Below are 16,013 nucleotides of genomic sequence, written 5' to 3' on the forward strand. Positions count from 1 at the left end.
CCGGCGCTCCGGCGCTAACCTTTGAGGCATTAGTTCGTCAGGCGATCCTGCGCGCGCTGACCTTACCCATCGGATGCAGCGAATGAACGCGGAAAGGGCCGCCCGTGCCCTCCTCGATCATCAGCGCCACGTTCGAAACCGTGACCGGCTCACTCAGGACAGGCTCGAAGATCGTCCGCAGCGCCGGCTCGATGCGCGGCATGTCGATCGCGTTGACGGGGCCTGTCACCGGCATATGAAAGCGGAACTCTTCCATCACATAGGGATTGCCCCAGCGATGAAGGTTGGCAAACTGTGCCGCCGATAGCCCGTCCGGATCACTGCGTTCGATCTCGGCCTCGCTGAGCGGTGCGCGGAAACGATCGAATTCCTGCACGATCGCCGAGGCGAGATACTGGATCTGCTCGCAAGGCGTGCTCGGCAGCAAGCTGTAGAAATTGCCGAGCCGGGCGACTTCGATACGCGGAATCTGAAAGGGAACGAAGGTCCCGGAAAAACGCATCAGATCGCGCAGAAGTTGCGATTCGGACATGTCGTTGGACAGCTGAAATGGCGCTTTCAAGACGCCATGAAAACCGTAGCGCCGGGGCACGGCGGTATGGAAGGCGATCTCGTGAATACCGAGGCCACGAACTGCCGGAGGCTCCATCATATCGCCCGAAAACACGTTTCGGCCAAGCCAATTGGCGGCCACGAGCGACAACAGGTCGCTCGCCGGAGGCGTGAAGCAAATGGCATAGCGCATGCAATTTCCTCCATCAAGGAAGTAAGCGCCGTTCAGATCCGGCGCTGTCGATGCGCAAGCAGATAGGTGATTTGCATGACAGAATAACGAAACGAAGCAGCGCCTAATTCACGTTTAACGTGAAGCCGCCGCGATGTGGCTTGAAATTGCGAAGCTTTCCGGCAGCAAAAATCCGCAGTCTGCATCGTCTGCGATTGATATCGCCGCCTCCGCCAGCCGGTGGGCGAGGCCGAAGCTGACTTTGAAGCCGCCGGTCAGCGCGATCAGGCGTGGATGATCGGGATGGCGGCCGATCATCGGATCCCGGTCTATCGCCTTTGGGCGAAGCCCGGCCCAGCGCTCGACAACGGGGGCGTCGCGAAGAGATGGCACGATGCCGCGCGCCGCCTCGATCAGCATATCGAGCTGGGCATCGGTCGACGTCGGGTCGTCAAAACGATTCTCGCTGGTGCTGCCGATTGCCGCTTGCCCGCCCTCGTGCGCGACGACATAGAGCCCGTCGAGGAAGATCGTCGGCAGCGCCGGGTCGATATCGGCTTTCAATAACGCTGCCTGCCCCTTGACCGCCTGGCCGAGCGGCTGTTTCAGCCCCGGCGTCAGGACCTGCAACAACGGAAAGGACTGATGGCCGGCGGCCAGGATGCAGTGACTGAAAACGATGGTTTCGCCGTTGATTTCGGCCGTACCGCGACCGGGATCGAGGCCGGCAATCGCCGCATGCTCCTGGATGCGAACATGCTTTGCCCGCCGCAGGAAGGCGATGAGTGCTGCGATCAGCAAGCGGGGCGCAACGCGGGCGGCGAGTGTGTCGTGTACGAAGCCGCTCTCGCCGGCAGACGCCTCGATCCAACCGTCCATATCAAGACCGTCGAGCACATGCCAGTGGAAGCGGCGCTCGCCCGCCCGCCAATGGCGTTCGGCGTCCTCAAAATGGCCACGCGCTATTTTGTTGAGATGCGGCTTCGGCAGCGGGATCAGCCGTCCGGACCTGTTATACCCGGCGGAAAGCCCGGTCTCCGCTTCGAGCGCTGTGATCTCGGCTTCGAGCGAGACCAGCGCATCGAACTGGAACTGCTTCTTCTCCGACCACCGGTCCGGCATATGCGGCATCAGCGCGCCGAGCAGGCCACCACTTGCACCTTCGCCCAACCTGCCGGCGTCAGCGATTAGAGCACGGATTCCCCGGCGTTCGGCATGGACGGCCGCCCAGAGCCCCATGATGCCGCCGCCGACAATCAGCAATTCTGAGGACGATTGACCTGAGACCGGCTGAGGACTATCGGCTTTTTCCATGACAGACGTGAACCCCGATCAGATTGGCGCGGGCGCGCCGCAGCCGCTCGAATGGCGCGACGGCGATATGCCCTATTCCACCGCCTTTGGCGATCATTTTTATTGCCAGACCGATGGGCGGCTGGAATGCGGCCACGTTTTTCTCGCCGGCAACGGCCTGCCGGAGCGCTGGAATGGGCGGCAGAGATTCCAGATCGGAGAACTCGGCTTCGGCACCGGCCTGAACTTCACTGAAACCTGGCGGCAATGGAAGCTGCATCGTGCGAACGGCCAGCACCTGCATTTCATCTCCTTCGAACTCTATCCGATGCGCAGCGAAGAAATCGGCAGGGCGCTGTCGCATTGGCCGGAGATCGATGTCGAAGGCGGATCGCTGACGGCGGCTTGGCCGCAAGCGCCTGCTGGCACCGTCTCGCTGAACCTCGATTCTCAGACGACGCTCAGCGTGGTCTGCGGCCGCGCGCTCGATGGCGTTGCAGCAGCCAAACCCGGCTTCGACGCCTGGTATCTCGACGGCTTCGCCCCGTCGCGCAACAGCGATATGTGGTCGGAAGAACTGATGCGGCTCGTCTGCGAGAAAAGCGCAGTCGGCGGCACTTTCGCCACCTATGCGGCGGCCGGCTTCGTGCGCCGCAATCTCATCGCTGCAGGTTTTGCCGTCGAGCGCCGCAAGGGCTTTGCCGGCAAGCGCGAAATGCTCTGCGGCATCAAGTAAACTCGGGCAAGTGCGATCGATTCAAACGGCTGAGTTGCTAACAGTTATCACTCTGTGCGATAATAGTCCGAGAGGAACCAGTATGGCCAGCAGCGCGAATCTTGGACAGCAACTCGAAAACTATGTGAACGAACTTGTGAAATCGGGGCGTTACAACTCTCGCAGTGAAGTTCTGCGGGAAGGTGTCCGGCTTGTCGAGGAGCGGGAAAAACGGTTGATGGCGCTCGATCTGGCAATCAGCCAGGGGATCGCCGACGCGAAAGCAGGTCGCTTCAAGCCCATCAGCGATGTCGCCGCCCGCCTTGCGGCCAAATATGACGGCCGTTCGTGATCGTCCTCATCACCGCCCAGGCGGAGGCGGATCTCGAACGTATTGGCGACTATATCGCTGAGGACAATCCGCAGCGGGCGGCAAGCTTCATTCAAGAACTGCTGGAACGGTGTGAGCGTCTGGCCGAAACGCCGAACGGTTTTTCATTGGTTCCACGTTACGAACGCACCGGCGTTCGCCGCCGTCCTTACGGCAACTATTTGGTCTTTTATCGCGTTGGCGAGGATCGTATCGAGATCCTGCATATCCTCAACGGCGCCCAGGATTTCGAGAGCATCCTGTTTTCCGAAGGTTCAAATCAGTAGCTGGTGCGCTCCGGCTGCTGCTCGCTCGTTCCGAGCCACTGGCGGATTTTTTCCTCGAGCAGTTCGGGACTGATCGGCTTCGACATGTAGTCGTCCATGCCGGCATCGAGGCAGAGCTCGCGGTCGCTTTCGAGCGCATGGGCGGTGACGCCGATGATTGGCACTCGATGGCCTTGTCCCTTTTCCCGTTCGCGGATCGTCTGCGTCGCCTGATGGCCGTTCATGACGGGCATCGAGACGTCCATCATGATGATGCGCGGCGTATACCGCTCCCAGGCGGCGACCGCTTCCTCGCCATTGTCGACGACGAGGAAGGAAAGACCCGTGCCTTGCAGGATCTGCGTGAAGACGATCTGGTTGACCTCGTTGTCTTCGGCGACGAGCACGTCGACGAATTCAGCGGCCCTTTTCTGCGGCACGGGCGCCGGCCCCGGCACGACCACTTCCGTCTGCAGCCGGGCGATCTCGGCCTCGGAGGCCTGTTTGACGCGGCTGGCGCGCACCACCTCGACGACGGTGTTGCGCAGCACGTTGGCGCGCGCCGGTTTCATCAGATGCGCATGGCCGTTCAGCGCCGCGAATTCCTTCTCCGTGCCCGAAATATCCATCGACGTCAGGAAGATGATCGGCAGTTCGACGAAGCGGGAATCGGCGCGCAGCCGGCGCGCGACATCGGCGCCGTTCATATCGGGCATGTGATAATCGAGCACGACGGCATCGACGGTAATGCCGAGACCGGCCGCCGCCTCCAGGATCGCAAGCCCGGTGCCGCCGCCCTCGGCGGCAACGCCGTCGAAGCCCCAGAGAGACAGCTGCTCGGTGAGGATTCGCCGGTTCACTTCATTGTCGTCGACGACGAGGATACGCGCACCCTGCACGTTGATCGGCAACGGCTTCGGCTCAAGGCGAGCGGCAGCCACCGCAAACGGCAGGTTGATGGTGAAGACGGAGCCCTTGCCCCATTCGCTTTCGACGTTGAGATAACCGCCGAAAAGGTCGACCAGCCCGGCGGTGATCGCAAGACCGAGGCCGGTTCCTTCATGCCGCCGGGTCGACGAGGCGTCCACCTGCGAGAATTTGTCGAAGACCGATTCGAGCTTCTCCGGTGGGATGCCGATCCCGGTATCCTCGATACGGATGCACGCCATGATCTCGCCGCCGGCGGCCGGCTCGAAGCCGACATCGACGAAGACATGGCCACGCTCGGTGAACTTGACGGCATTGCCGACGAGATTGGTGACAATCTGGCGGAACCGCCCGGCGTCGCCGATCACGGCTGCGGGCAAATCGGGTGCGGCCCGCACCAGGAGTTCGATGTTCTTCTCGGCGGCGTGCGAGGACAAGAGTGTCGCCACATCCTCCACCGCTTCGGTAATATCGAAGGCGGTTTTGCGCAGTTTCATCTGCCCGGCGTCGATCTTCGAGAAGTCGAGGATGTCGTTGATGATCGTCAGCAGCGCATTGCCGGATTTGACGATAATGTCGACGAAGGTCTTCTGGCGCGTATCGAGATTGGTCTTGGCAAGCAGTTCCGCCATCCCAAGCACGCCGTTCATCGGCGTGCGGATCTCATGGCTCATATTGGCAAGGAATTCGGATTTGGCGCGATCGGCGGCTTCGGCGCGCGACAGCAACTGGCGCAGTTCCTCCTCGCGGCTCTTGAGCTCGGTGACGTCAGTGAAGAGCGCCACCCAGTGCTGCCCCTTGCTGACCGTCGCATCCATGTTTACCCATCGCTCGCCGTCGACATGGAAGACGGTGGAAATCGGCAGCCTGGCCGCGATATTGTCGCGCCAGCCCTGCAGGATTTCGGCGGCGGCATCGTGGAAATCGCCACGCGCCGCGCAAAATTCGAACATGCCAATCCAGCCCTCGCCGGTTTCGAGATAGGTGGCCGGAATCTGCAAGATGTCAGAAAGCGCCTCGTTGGACAGCTTGATAATGCCGTCCTGAACGATGGCCAGGCCCTGTGGCATGGCATGGGTCGCGTCGCGCATCATCTCGCCGAGTTGTTCCAGCGCGGCGCGGGCCTCGTGGACTTCATTTTCCCGCTCACGCACGGCCGTGATGTCGGCATAGGTGAGCAGGATCCGGTCGTTGGAGATACGGCGGCTATCGAAGATGACGGATTTGCCGCCCGCCCAGCCGAGCTCGATCGGCTCGGGCTCCTCGGTTTCGAACAGGTGCTTGCGGAAAGCGTAGATTTCCTCGGGTGTCTGCGTGCCGTCGTAGCGACCGAGCTCATAATTGCGACGGATGACGTCGATGAAGGGGCGCCCGTCAAAGGGGTCGTCGAGCGGCAGTTCCCAGATGCTGTAGAATTCGTCGTTGACGTAGAGGATCTGGTGATCGTTATCGAGGATCAGCACGCCGACCGGCAGCGAGCGCAGAATATTCTCGATATCCCGGTGCAGCACTTCTTCCTGCTTCCGCGCTTCGATCAGTGCCTTCTCCCGCTCCTTGAGCGGTGAAATGTCAGAAAAGGAGCCGACGACATAGGCTCGCCCATCCGCCGTCACGACACGCTTGACTCGCGAGATCACGGGATGGATGCGGCCATCCTTGCTCGGCATTACGCCTTCCAGCTCCTGCGACAGGTCTTGTTCCAGCGACAGCCGGTTTTCCTGGTAGATCGCCTCGCCGCCCTCCGGCCCGAACATTTCATATTCGGTCATTCCCAGCACCCGCGAGCGCTGGTGGCCGCTGAAAGTCTCATAATACTGGTTGGCATAGACGAGGTGATGTTTCTCGTCGCGCACGAAAACTGCGACCGGCAGATCCTCCATGATGGTGCGCAGCAGGTCTCGTTCGTCGACGCTCGCGTGCCAGCTCGAATCGGTAGGGGCTACGGGTTTCCCGCCGTTGCGATAGGCGGCGTTGATGACCAGAGGCCGGCCGTCTTCGGCAAAAATGCCGATCGGGTGGTCGAGCTTTTCCAGCGCCTCGCGCACGCGGGCGAAATCGCCGGCAAGGCCATGATCGTCGGCGCCCTTCCCGTCTCCAAGGGCGCGGCGTGGCGTCTCGCGCACTTCGAAGATGCCGAGCACATAGGCTCGCTCCGGCGATGGCGAAAAGCTTTCGATCTGGATACGCTCATGGCTGAGGCCGGCCGCATCAAAGCAGATGGCGTTTTCCTCTGTGCCGAACACCAGTGCGCGGCGCTCCTTGTCCTCACGATCCTCTTCTTCAGGACGGTCGAGAAGCTCGCGGCTGCGCCTGCCGATGAAATCGGAGATCTCGCGGCCGAGGAAACGGGCATAGGCCTCGTTGACGGCGATATAACGCAGCTCGCTGTTCTTCACATAGGCCGGGGTATCCAGATCAGCGATCCGGCGGCAAGCCAACTCCAGAAGTTCCCCGGCTGATTTCAAAAATATCGCTCCCGCAATGAACGAAATATCGACTACAAAAACTATAACGCCAAGGCTTTTAACAAGGTTTTAACCATAAATTTCGACAGCGGAATTTTACAAGCCGGCTCACCAAGCTGAAGATAATCCGAGATTACCAGCCCCGGCTTGCTCGAGACTGAAAGGACGCCGGCAATAATTTCTTTCGACGTTCGGATCCGTTGAAATCATGACGAAAATTTAATGCCGAAACGGCTTGTGCGGCCATTGCGCTGCCGCGATCCGGGCCGAGTCTCGGCATGGCTTTATGGAAGCCATGCCCATGAAAGGAAAATAGCATGTCCGTTCTTCATAAGACCATGGCGACGGGCCTGATCGCCCTGACCTTTGCCGGCGCCTCGCTCGCCACCGCCACCACTGCCGATGCCCGTCCACGCGATGCCTTCTGGGGCGGCCTTGCAGCCGGCGTCGTCGGTGGCGCTCTGCTGTCGGAGGCCGCCCGTCCCGCCTACCCGGTCTATCCTGCTTACCCCTATTATCGCCCCTATCCGGTCTACCGGACCTATTACCGGCCGTCCTACTGCCACCTCGAATGGCGACACGACGATTGGGGCGACCCCTACCGCGTCAAAGTCTGCACGGAATAGAAGAAATCGCATCCGGCGCCGCTTGACCTCCCGGCGGCGCCGGTCCCATGCGTCCCCGGCGCAAAGGAGGATCAGCATGCCGGAACCGCTCAAGAACCTGCTGCATGAAGCGTTGATCGCCGAAATGGCCGATCGAATCGCCGGCAATTCCCCGTCGTTCGACAAGGGCCGCTTCGTGACGCTAGCGACCGGTGGCCTTCAGGCGCTGGAACTGATGGAGCGATCGGCCCTGATCCGCGACGCGCTGTTCTCAACGCTTCCCGACAATTTCCCGGAGGCCGCCGCCATTCTGAAGGTAAGCCTCCCCTCGGAAAGCAAGCCTGGACTGACAGGCTGGATGCTGCTGCCGGTCAATCAGTTCATCGCCGCACGCGGCCTTGATCATTTCGATCTCGGCCTCGATCTCTTGAAGGCGTTGACGCCGCATTTCACTGCCGAATTCGGCATCCGCCCCTTTATCCACCGCGACCAGCAACGCTCACTCGCAATCATTTCCGGCTGGGCCGACGATCCCGACCAGCATGTGCGCCGGCTGGCGAGCGAGGGAACGCGGCCGCGCCTGCCCTGGGCGATGCGCCTGCCGCAACTCGTCAAGGATCCGGCACCGATCCTGCCCATCCTGACTGCGCTGATGGATGATCCGGAGGAATATGTACGCCGCTCCGTGGCCAACAGCCTGAACGACGTCGCCAAGGACCACCCGGACCTGGTCGCCGCTTTCGTCGCTAGTCATATCGACGGCGCCTCATCCGAACGCCGCTGGCTGCTGAAACATGCCTCGCGCACGCTGCTGAAGAAAGGCCACGCGCAGGCGCTCGCCAATTTCGGCTTCGCCGCGGCAGCTTCGCTCGAATGCGAACTGCGGATCCGCAATGCAGAGGTAACGTTCGGCGAGGGGCTGGATTTCGAAATCCGCGTGACGAATGCCGGCGAGATCCCCCAATCGCTGATGATCGACTATGCCATCCACCATATGAGGGGCGACGGTTTGCTCTCACCCAAGGTCTTCAAGTGCAAGGCGATCTTGCTCGCTCCGGGGCAAAGCCATACGATTGAGCGTCGCCACGCGATGCGGCCGATCACCACGCGGCGCTATTATCCCGGCAAGCATCGCATTACCATCATCGTCAACGGCGCAGAGACAGCATCGCAAAGCTTCGTTCTCGTCATGCCCTCAGACCCGGGCTGAGGCTTTCTTGTGCACTGCACTTGACTTTCTACGCGAACTAGCCCAAATGCGGGTCAGCTTTCACCCTTCCGGCCGCCGCGTGAGCGTGCCCCTGCTGAAAAATACAGACGCAGGAAGAAGGGACAAAAGCGCATTTCGATAGAGCGCCGCACTCCCCATGAGCGGCCAGAAGCGCTGGAAAGCTTTTTCCAACTCACAAGTTCCCACTTCACGCGGGGTTCTTGACGCCAGAATGAAACCGGATCGCATGGTGCGTTCCGGCGATAGTCATTGTGGCGCCCCGAAAGGTTATACCTTGACTAATTTTGAATCGCTTGGTGTCTCCAAGCCGATCGTCGCTACTTTGTTCCAGCTCGGCATCGAAACGCCGACGCCGATCCAGGAACATTCAATTCCTCTCCTCCTCGAAGGCCGCGATCTCATCGGCCTCGCCCAGACCGGCACCGGCAAGACCGCCGCTTTCGGCCTGCCGCTGATCGAAAAGCTGCTTGCCGACGAACGGCGTCCCGACAATCGCACGACACGCACACTGATTCTCGCCCCGACCCGCGAACTGGTGAACCAGATCGCCGAGAGCCTGAAGAAGTTCATCCGCAAGTCGCCGCTGCGCATCAATGTCGTCGTCGGCGGCGTCTCGATCAACAAGCAGCAGCTTCAGCTCGAAAAGGGCACCGACATCCTCGTCGCCACGCCGGGCCGCCTGCTCGACCTCGTCAATCGCCGCGCGATCACGCTAACTGCGGTTCGTTATCTTGTGCTGGACGAAGCCGACCAGATGCTCGACCTCGGCTTCGTGCACGATCTGCGCAAGATCGCCAAGATGGTGCCGAAAAAGCGCCAGACCATGCTCTTCTCGGCCACCATGCCGAAGGCGATTGCCGATCTTGCCGGCGAATATCTCGTCGATCCCGTCAAGGTCGAAGTCACGCCTCCGGGCAAGGCTGCCGACAAGGTCGAGCAGTACGTGCATTTCGTCGCCGGCAAGAACGACAAGACGGAACTGCTCCGCAAGTCGCTCACCGAAAACCCTGATGGCCGCGCCATGGTCTTCCTGCGCACCAAGCATGGTGCCGAGAAGCTGATGAAGCATCTCGAAAACATCGGCTATTCCGTCGCCTCGATCCACGGCAACAAGAGCCAGGGTCAGCGCGAGCGGGCACTGAAGGCCTTCCGCGACGGCAGCATCAAGACGCTGATCGCCACCGACGTTGCCGCCCGTGGCATCGACATCCCGGCTGTCAGCCACGTCTATAATTACGATCTGCCTGAAGTGCCTGACGCCTATGTCCATCGCATCGGCCGCACCGCGCGCGCCGGCCGCGACGGTATCGCCATCGCCTTCTGCGCTCCCGATGAAGCCAGGCTGCTGCGTGATATCGAGCGCCTGATGGGCATCGACATCACTGTCGCCAGCGGTGAAGCTCCGGCAAACATGAACGGCGCGCCCCGTCGCGCCAATGGCAACGGCAATAACCGCAATCGCAATGGCGGCCAGGGTCGCGAAGGTCAGGGTCGCGGCGAAGGCCGCGGCGACCAGAACCGTTCGGAGCATCGCGGCAGCCGTCAGGAACGCCGCCCGCGCCGCGAAGGTGAAGGCAGCGAAGTCCGCGCCGGCGGCGAAGAGCGTCGTCCGCGTCCGGAGCGCCCGACCGGCCGCAATGAGGATTTCCGTGGCCAGCGCCGCGGCGAAGCGGCCCCGAATCTCGGTCCTGACAACGATCTGGCCTCGACCTCCGACTTCCGCCCCTCGGCAAAGCCGCAGCGTCCTGCCCACGCCAATGGCGAACCGAGCGGCCATCACCGCGGCAACAGCCGTCACGCCCATGGCCGTCCGGCCCGCAAGCACGGCGAAGACCGCGGCCCGCAGCAGGCCCAGGCCGGCGAACCGCGCCGGGACGGCAACGGCGGCAATCGTCGCGGTGGCTCTGGCTCCCGCAACGGCGGCGGCCAGCGCCGCGAACGCGCCTGATCGTTAAACGACTGAAAAGCGGAAAGGCCGGGGGATCTTCCGGCCTTTTTGTTATCTACGCCGCCGCGGGCCGATCTTGGCTGAACGCCTTGCGGTTCGTGAGATAGACGCCTGTCACGACCACCACGGTGCCGACGATCAACGGCAGGGTCAGCGGCTCCCCAAAGGCGATGAAGGCTTCGAGAGCGACCGTTGGCGGCATCAGGTAGATCAGCGAGGCGGCGCGCGACACCTGACCCCGGCGGATCAGATGAAGTAGCAGCCCGACGCCGCCCATCGACAGACCGAAGACCGACCAGGCGAGTGCGCCATAGGCCTGCTCGGTGCCGTCGAAATGCTGATGCTCGAACATTAGCGAAAGCGGCAGGGTGAGGATCAGCGCGCCGATATATTGCAAAGTCGCGATGGTTCTGAGGTCGCCGGATTGCAGGTGCTTCTTCTGATAGAGCGTGCCGTAGGTGACGGACGCCATGGCGACGAGGTTGATCGCTAGCGGCAGGGCTGCATGTGTGAGATCGGCGGTCGCCGGGCCGAGCAGCTTCGGCGAAATGGCAATGGCAATGCCGATAAAGCCGAGGGCAAGGCCAAGTTTCTGCGCCTGCTGCAGCCGCTCGCCGATGAGGAAGGGAGCTGCCATTGCCGTCAGCAGCGGCTGCAACGCCGCGATGATGCCCGATATGCCGGCCGGCACGCCATTGGCGATGGCCCACCAGAGACCGGCGAGATAGAAGCCATGCAGGAAGAAACCGGAATAGATGGCGCGCAGCGCCGTCGCCCGACTTTTCGGCCATTGCGCCCGCACCACCAGGCAGAGTGCCAGGAATGCCGCCGCCGACAGCGCGTAACGTATCGAAAGAAAAGTGAAGGGCTCGGAATGCAGCGAGGCATATTTCGCCACTACCCAGCCCGTGGACCAGAGTAGGACGAAAACGGCGGGGGCAAGGCGATCGAAGGACATGGGGCGGCTCGGGAGAGAAGGGTCGCCGTGCTGATAGCCCCACCCGGCGGCTGCCGTCAAAGGCGAAGCGTTGATGTTTATTTGAAATTTCGCTGATGGCAGAGACCCAGGGCGGTCGCGCCAGCCGGCGTTTACCAAGGAGGGCGGGCGGGGCGCCTACGCGCGTGACCATATTCGACCGTCTTGCCCGAACGAAAAGCGATCACATGCTCAGATTTTGCGCAAGCCTCGGGATCACCCATCCATCATGCCGCACTGCATCACTTAAAATGCCCAGATTTTCACCCGTTTCTCGCAGCGCAAAATCTTTTCCTCGAACTGCGCATGGTTCTTGCATTGCCATTTGCGTTGTATTCAAATGAACAAAAAGGGGAGCCGCGCTTTTGGCATTTGATGAAATGATTACCGGGGACGAAAGTCCTCGCCCGCCTTACGACAAATACTTCGAGTGGTACAACAGCCAAGACCGGGCGCATCTGATTGCCAAGTCCCGCGATGCGGAAAACATCTTCCGGAAGACAGGCATCACCTTCGCGGTCTACGGCCATGCCGACAGTTCCGAAAAGCTCATCCCCTTCGACATCATTCCCCGCATCATCTCCGCCCGCGAATGGCGCAGGCTCGCGCAAGGCATCGAGCAGCGGGTGATCGCGCTGAACGCCTTTCTCGACGATATCTACCATAAGCAGGAGATCATCCGCGCCGGGCGCATTCCGCGTGAGCTGATCGAGAACAACGTCACCTTCATCCCCGAAATGATCGGTTTCCGACCGCCCGGCGGCGTCTACACCCACATCGTCGGCACCGACATCGTGCGCACCGGAGAGGACCAGTTTTACGTGCTGGAGGATAATGCCCGCACGCCCTCCGGTGTCAGTTACATGCTGGAAAACCGGGAAACCATGATGCAGATGTTCCCTGAGCTCTTTCATGAGAACAAGGTGCAGCGTGTCGAGGATTATCCCTATCTGCTGCGTCAGAGCCTCGCCTCGCTCGCCCCTCCCGGCTGCAAGGGCAAGCCGCGCGTCGCCGTGCTGACGCCGGGCATTTACAATTCCGCCTATTACGAGCATTCCTTCCTCGCCGACATGATGGGCGTCGAACTGGTTGAGGGCGCGGATCTGCGCGTCATCGACGGCAAGGTGAAGATGAGGACGACACGCGGTTACGAGGCGATCGATGTGCTCTACCGCCGCGTCGACGACGACTTCCTCGATCCCCTGACCTTCCGCTCCGATTCCGCGCTCGGCATTCCCGGTATCATGGATGTCTACCGCTCCGGCAACATCACCATCGCCAATGCGCCAGGCACCGGCATTTGCGACGACAAGGCGATCTACTCCTATATGCCGGAGATCGTCGAATTCTATACCGGCCGCAAGGCGCTGCTCGAAAACGTGCCGACTTGGCGCTGTTCGGAAGCCGACAGCCTGAAATATGTGCTGGAACACCTGGAAGACCTCGTCGTCAAGGAGGTACACGGCTCCGGCGGCTACGGCATGCTGGTCGGCCCGACCGCATCGAAGAAGGAGCGCGCCGATTTCGCCGAGAAGCTGAAGGCCAAGCCGAACAATTACATCGCTCAGCCGACGCTGTCGCTCTCCACCGTGCCGATCCTCGTCAACAAAGGCATTGCTCCGCGCCACGTCGACCTTCGCCCCTATGTGCTTGTATCCGACAGGGTACAGATCATTCCGGGCGGGCTCACCCGTGTAGCGCTGAAGCAAGGCTCGCTGGTGGTCAATTCCAGCCAAGGCGGCGGCACCAAAGACACTTGGGTATTGGAGGACTGATGCTCGGAAGAACAGCAAACGGCCTCTACTGGATGTTTCGCTACATCGAGCGCGCCGAAAATATAGCCCGCCTGATCGATGCGGGGTTGCGCATGTCGCTGACCCGCAGCAGCACCGGCGATGACAATTGGGATGGCGTTCTACAAAGTGCGGGCGTGCGCGAGGCTTATGACGAAGGCCACAACAAGCTGACCAACGCCGACGCGATCGACTATCTCCTGCGCGATCGCACCAATCCGTCGAGCGTCATGTCTTGCATCGATTCCGGCCGCAACAATGCCCGTATGGTGCGCACGGCGCTGACGCGGGAGACCTGGGAAGCGACCAACGAATGCTGGATCGACTTGAAGTCGCTGCTCGAAAAGCGAGTCAAGGCGGCCGAAATGCCAGAGGTGATCGATGTCATCAAGCGCCGCGCCGGCCTCATCCGCGGCGCCTTCCATGGTTCGACGCTGCGCAACGAGCTCTATAATTTTGCCCGCATCGGCACTTTCATCGAGCGAGCCGACAATACCAGCCGCATTCTCGACGTGAAATATTACGTGCTGCTGCCCTCGGTTTCATCAGTCGGTTCCTCTCTCGACAACGTCCAGTGGGAATCGATTCTGCGCTCGGTCTCAGCGCACCGCGCCTATAGCTGGGCCTATGACGGCGAATACCGGGCGATGAACATCGCCGACTTCCTGACCCTCAATGTCCAGATGCCGCGCTCGCTTGCCTATTGCTACGAGAAGATCGTCAGCAATCTCGGCTATCTCGCCCAGGATTACGAGGAGCGGCTTCCCGCCCACGATACCGCGGATTCAATCCGCAAGACACTGCAGACAAGGGCGATCCGGGATATCATGGATCAGGGCTTGCACGAGTTCCTGGAGGATTTCGTCTCGCGCAATAACAAGCTCGGCGCGGAAATTTCCGACGGCTACCGGTTCTATGCATAAGCGGATAACAATATGAGATTGAAGATCAGCCACCTCACCGAATACCGCTACGACGGACCGACGCAGTTCTCGCTGCAAAGGCTGCGGCTGACGCCGCCGACCAGCCCCGCTCAGAAAGTGCTCGGCTGGGCGCTGAACGTCGAGGGCGCCACGCCAGAAGTCGAATATGACGACCAGTACGGCAATCACGTCAATCTGGTCTCGCTGGAAGGCGAGCAGGATGTGACGCGCATCCTCGCCGAAGGCGAGGTCGAGACGGAGGACAACAACGGCGTCACCGGCCCGCATACCGGCTTCTGCCCGCTTTGGCTCTTCCTGCGCGACACGCCATTGACCAAAGGCGGCAAGCTGGTCAAGGAACTGATCAAGGACGTCGGTGGCGATAACGAGCTCGCCCTTATGCACGCGCTGATGGCCGCAATCCACGAGACGGTCGATTATAAACCCGGCACCAGCAACACCGAGACGACGGCCGAACAGGCGCTGGAGAAGAAGAGCGGTGTCTGCCAGGACCACGCGCATATTTTTATTGCCGCCGCCCGCGCCCTGCAGGTGCCGGCGCGCTACATCTCCGGTTATTTGATGATGGAAGAAAAGATCGAACAGGCTGCGACCCATGCTTGGGCCGAGGCCCATATTCCCGGCCTTGGCTGGGTCGGCTTCGATCCCGCCAATGAGATCTGCCCGGATGCGCGCTACATTCGTGTCGCCTCCGGTCTCTGCTATCGCGACGCCGCGCCGATTTCAGGCATGCGCATCGGCACGCCGGGCGAAACGCTGTCGGTCACCGTGAAGGTCGAGGACGGCGGACAGATGCAAAGCCAGAGCCAGAGCTGAGCGTACAGATAGCTTTACCGCACCCTGCGAAGGGCCGATAGAATAGCTGCCGAGCTCGCTGCGAAACCAACATGTTGTACTTGAATATAGAGACGGACGGTCCCGAAATTCCGCTTGCTTCCGGCGTGTGGCGCTGGCGGTCTCAAAAGGGCGAGAGCGGGAATGTTTTGGGCCGCCGGATACCATGGCCCCGTCCCAAGACAGCAACTGACGGCTCCACCCAAAGCCTATCCCGCTGCAAGAATCTGGAGGTGCCCGCGCGCGCCGTAGCTGAGGATCGCCTGGTCGGCCGTAAGTAACGGGACGCGATGAAAACGGGCTGTTGCAGCGATGATGCGGTCGGCGGGATCGGCATGGAACTCGCCAGGCAGCCGAACACTGTCTATCGCGATGGAAGGCTCAATCGGTGCGAGTTGGATACCGGGCAGAGACAATGCGCTATCGATCCATCGACCGACATCGTCGCCGAGCGCCAGGCGTCCCTTCTGAACAAGCAAGGCGATTTCCCAAGGTGTAATCGCCGAAACCAGAATCCGGCTTTTCTCCGTCATCTCCTCGATGATGCGCCGGGCTTGTGATCCGAGGCGCGCATCGTCCTGCATTGCCCAGACGAGGATATGCGTGTCGATGACGATCAACGAACGGCGTCCCAATCTTCTGCTTCAGCAGCCGGAGATAGCGGATCGTCATAGCGCAATACGCTGCCCTTCATCGCGCCGATGATACTTCTGCGTCCGCTGGTGTCACGTGCCGGCGAAAGCACGGCAACCGGCCTGCCGCGCTTGGTGATGACGATAGATTCGTCGTCCTTCCCCATCTGGTCGATAAGGTTTAGGCACTTCGCCTTGAACTCGGCCGCGCCGACTGTCTTGGACATGACTATATCTCCTGTACATCTTTACGGAATATAGGGCCATTTCCGCATTGAACAAGTGCAAAG

15 protein-coding genes are annotated in these 16,013 nt (G+C 61.1%); 9 read left to right on the top strand and 6 right to left on the bottom strand.

Going from position 1 to position 16,013, the window contains the following annotated elements; all coding sequences use genetic code 11:
* Positions 1 to 37: 37 nt before the first annotated feature.
* Both N1937_RS15940 and N1937_RS15945 read right to left on the bottom strand, forming a co-directional pair.
* On the bottom strand, positions 38 to 745 hold the full coding sequence (locus tag N1937_RS15940) for a DUF1045 domain-containing protein (RefSeq protein ID WP_017965447.1): 708 nt from the start codon (positions 743 to 745) through the stop codon (positions 38 to 40).
* A 114-nt stretch (positions 746 to 859) separates the two neighbouring features.
* A complete protein-coding gene (locus tag N1937_RS15945; protein WP_222295091.1) occupies positions 860 to 2,038 on the bottom strand; it encodes an NAD(P)/FAD-dependent oxidoreductase in 1,179 nt (392 codons plus the stop codon).
* Here N1937_RS15945 and mnmD point away from each other — a divergent pair.
* The 3 genes from mnmD (at position 2,037) to N1937_RS15960 (ending at position 3,389) form a co-directional block, all read left to right on the top strand.
* Positions 2,037 to 2,753 carry a tRNA (5-methylaminomethyl-2-thiouridine)(34)-methyltransferase MnmD gene (gene mnmD / locus N1937_RS15950; protein WP_222295092.1) on the top strand — a complete coding sequence of 239 codons (717 nt, stop codon included), beginning with the start codon at positions 2,037 to 2,039 and terminating at the stop codon, positions 2,751 to 2,753. The two genes, N1937_RS15945 and mnmD, sit on opposite strands and share 2 nt — an antisense overlap.
* Positions 2,754 to 2,835: 82 nt before the next feature.
* Positions 2,836 to 3,084, top strand: coding sequence for a type II toxin-antitoxin system ParD family antitoxin (locus N1937_RS15955; protein WP_017965450.1), 249 nt, complete (start codon positions 2,836 to 2,838; stop codon positions 3,082 to 3,084).
* Positions 3,081 to 3,389, top strand: coding sequence for a type II toxin-antitoxin system RelE/ParE family toxin (locus N1937_RS15960; protein WP_170257231.1), 309 nt, complete (start codon positions 3,081 to 3,083; stop codon positions 3,387 to 3,389). Before N1937_RS15955 ends, N1937_RS15960 begins: the two co-directional genes overlap by 4 nt.
* Here the strand turns inward: N1937_RS15960 and N1937_RS15965 are convergent.
* Positions 3,383 to 6,760, bottom strand: a complete 3,378-nt coding sequence (locus N1937_RS15965; RefSeq protein ID WP_260056531.1) for a PAS domain-containing hybrid sensor histidine kinase/response regulator — start codon at positions 6,758 to 6,760, stop codon at positions 3,383 to 3,385. The genes N1937_RS15960 and N1937_RS15965 overlap by 7 nt on opposite strands.
* A gap of 317 nt (positions 6,761 to 7,077) precedes the next feature.
* On the opposite strand from N1937_RS15965, the gene N1937_RS15970 reads away from it, so the two are divergent.
* The 3 genes from N1937_RS15970 (at position 7,078) to N1937_RS15980 (ending at position 10,544) form a co-directional block, all read left to right on the top strand.
* Positions 7,078 to 7,386 (top strand): hypothetical protein, encoded by a 309-nt coding sequence (locus N1937_RS15970; protein ID WP_017965453.1) that lies wholly within the window; start codon positions 7,078 to 7,080, stop codon positions 7,384 to 7,386.
* Between the two features lie 76 nt (positions 7,387 to 7,462).
* Positions 7,463 to 8,575 carry a DNA alkylation repair protein gene (locus tag N1937_RS15975; RefSeq protein WP_170257233.1) on the top strand — a complete coding sequence of 371 codons (1,113 nt, stop codon included), beginning with the start codon at positions 7,463 to 7,465 and terminating at the stop codon, positions 8,573 to 8,575.
* A 247-nt stretch (positions 8,576 to 8,822) separates the two neighbouring features.
* Entirely contained in the window at positions 8,823 to 10,544 is a 1,722-nt protein-coding gene (locus N1937_RS15980) for a DEAD/DEAH box helicase (protein ID WP_170257315.1), read from the top strand.
* A gap of 55 nt (positions 10,545 to 10,599) precedes the next feature.
* On the opposite strand, the gene N1937_RS15985 is transcribed toward N1937_RS15980, so the two are convergent.
* Complete coding sequence (locus N1937_RS15985) at positions 10,600 to 11,502, bottom strand: DMT family transporter (protein ID WP_170257234.1); 903 nt, start codon at positions 11,500 to 11,502, stop codon at positions 10,600 to 10,602.
* A gap of 383 nt (positions 11,503 to 11,885) precedes the next feature.
* Here N1937_RS15985 and N1937_RS15990 point away from each other — a divergent pair, with 383 nt between their 5' ends.
* From N1937_RS15990 to N1937_RS16000, 3 genes are read left to right on the top strand one after another with little or no spacing between them, the layout of a single operon-like run.
* Complete coding sequence (locus tag N1937_RS15990; RefSeq protein ID WP_017965457.1) at positions 11,886 to 13,295, top strand: circularly permuted type 2 ATP-grasp protein; 1,410 nt, start codon at positions 11,886 to 11,888, stop codon at positions 13,293 to 13,295.
* Entirely contained in the window at positions 13,295 to 14,236 is a 942-nt protein-coding gene (locus tag N1937_RS15995; protein ID WP_017965458.1) for an alpha-E domain-containing protein, read from the top strand. The genes N1937_RS15990 and N1937_RS15995 overlap by 1 nt, the downstream gene beginning before the upstream one ends.
* Positions 14,237 to 14,248: 12 nt before the next feature.
* Entirely contained in the window at positions 14,249 to 15,073 is an 825-nt protein-coding gene (locus N1937_RS16000) for a transglutaminase family protein (protein ID WP_170257235.1), read from the top strand.
* Between the two features lie 227 nt (positions 15,074 to 15,300).
* On the opposite strand, the gene N1937_RS16005 is transcribed toward N1937_RS16000, so the two are convergent.
* Positions 15,301 to 15,711 (bottom strand): type II toxin-antitoxin system VapC family toxin, encoded by a 411-nt coding sequence (locus N1937_RS16005; RefSeq protein WP_260056532.1) that lies wholly within the window; start codon positions 15,709 to 15,711, stop codon positions 15,301 to 15,303.
* The gene (locus N1937_RS16010; RefSeq protein WP_017965461.1) at positions 15,708 to 15,950 is read right to left on the bottom strand and encodes a type II toxin-antitoxin system Phd/YefM family antitoxin; all 243 of its coding nucleotides are present in this window, start codon (positions 15,948 to 15,950) and stop codon (positions 15,708 to 15,710) included. The genes N1937_RS16005 and N1937_RS16010 overlap by 4 nt, the downstream gene beginning before the upstream one ends.
* Between the last annotated feature and the right edge of the window lie 63 nt (positions 15,951 to 16,013).

This window comes from Rhizobium sp. WSM4643 (genome assembly GCF_025152745.1).
In the GTDB taxonomy this organism is placed as follows: Bacteria; Pseudomonadota; Alphaproteobacteria; order Rhizobiales; family Rhizobiaceae; genus Rhizobium; species Rhizobium leguminosarum_I.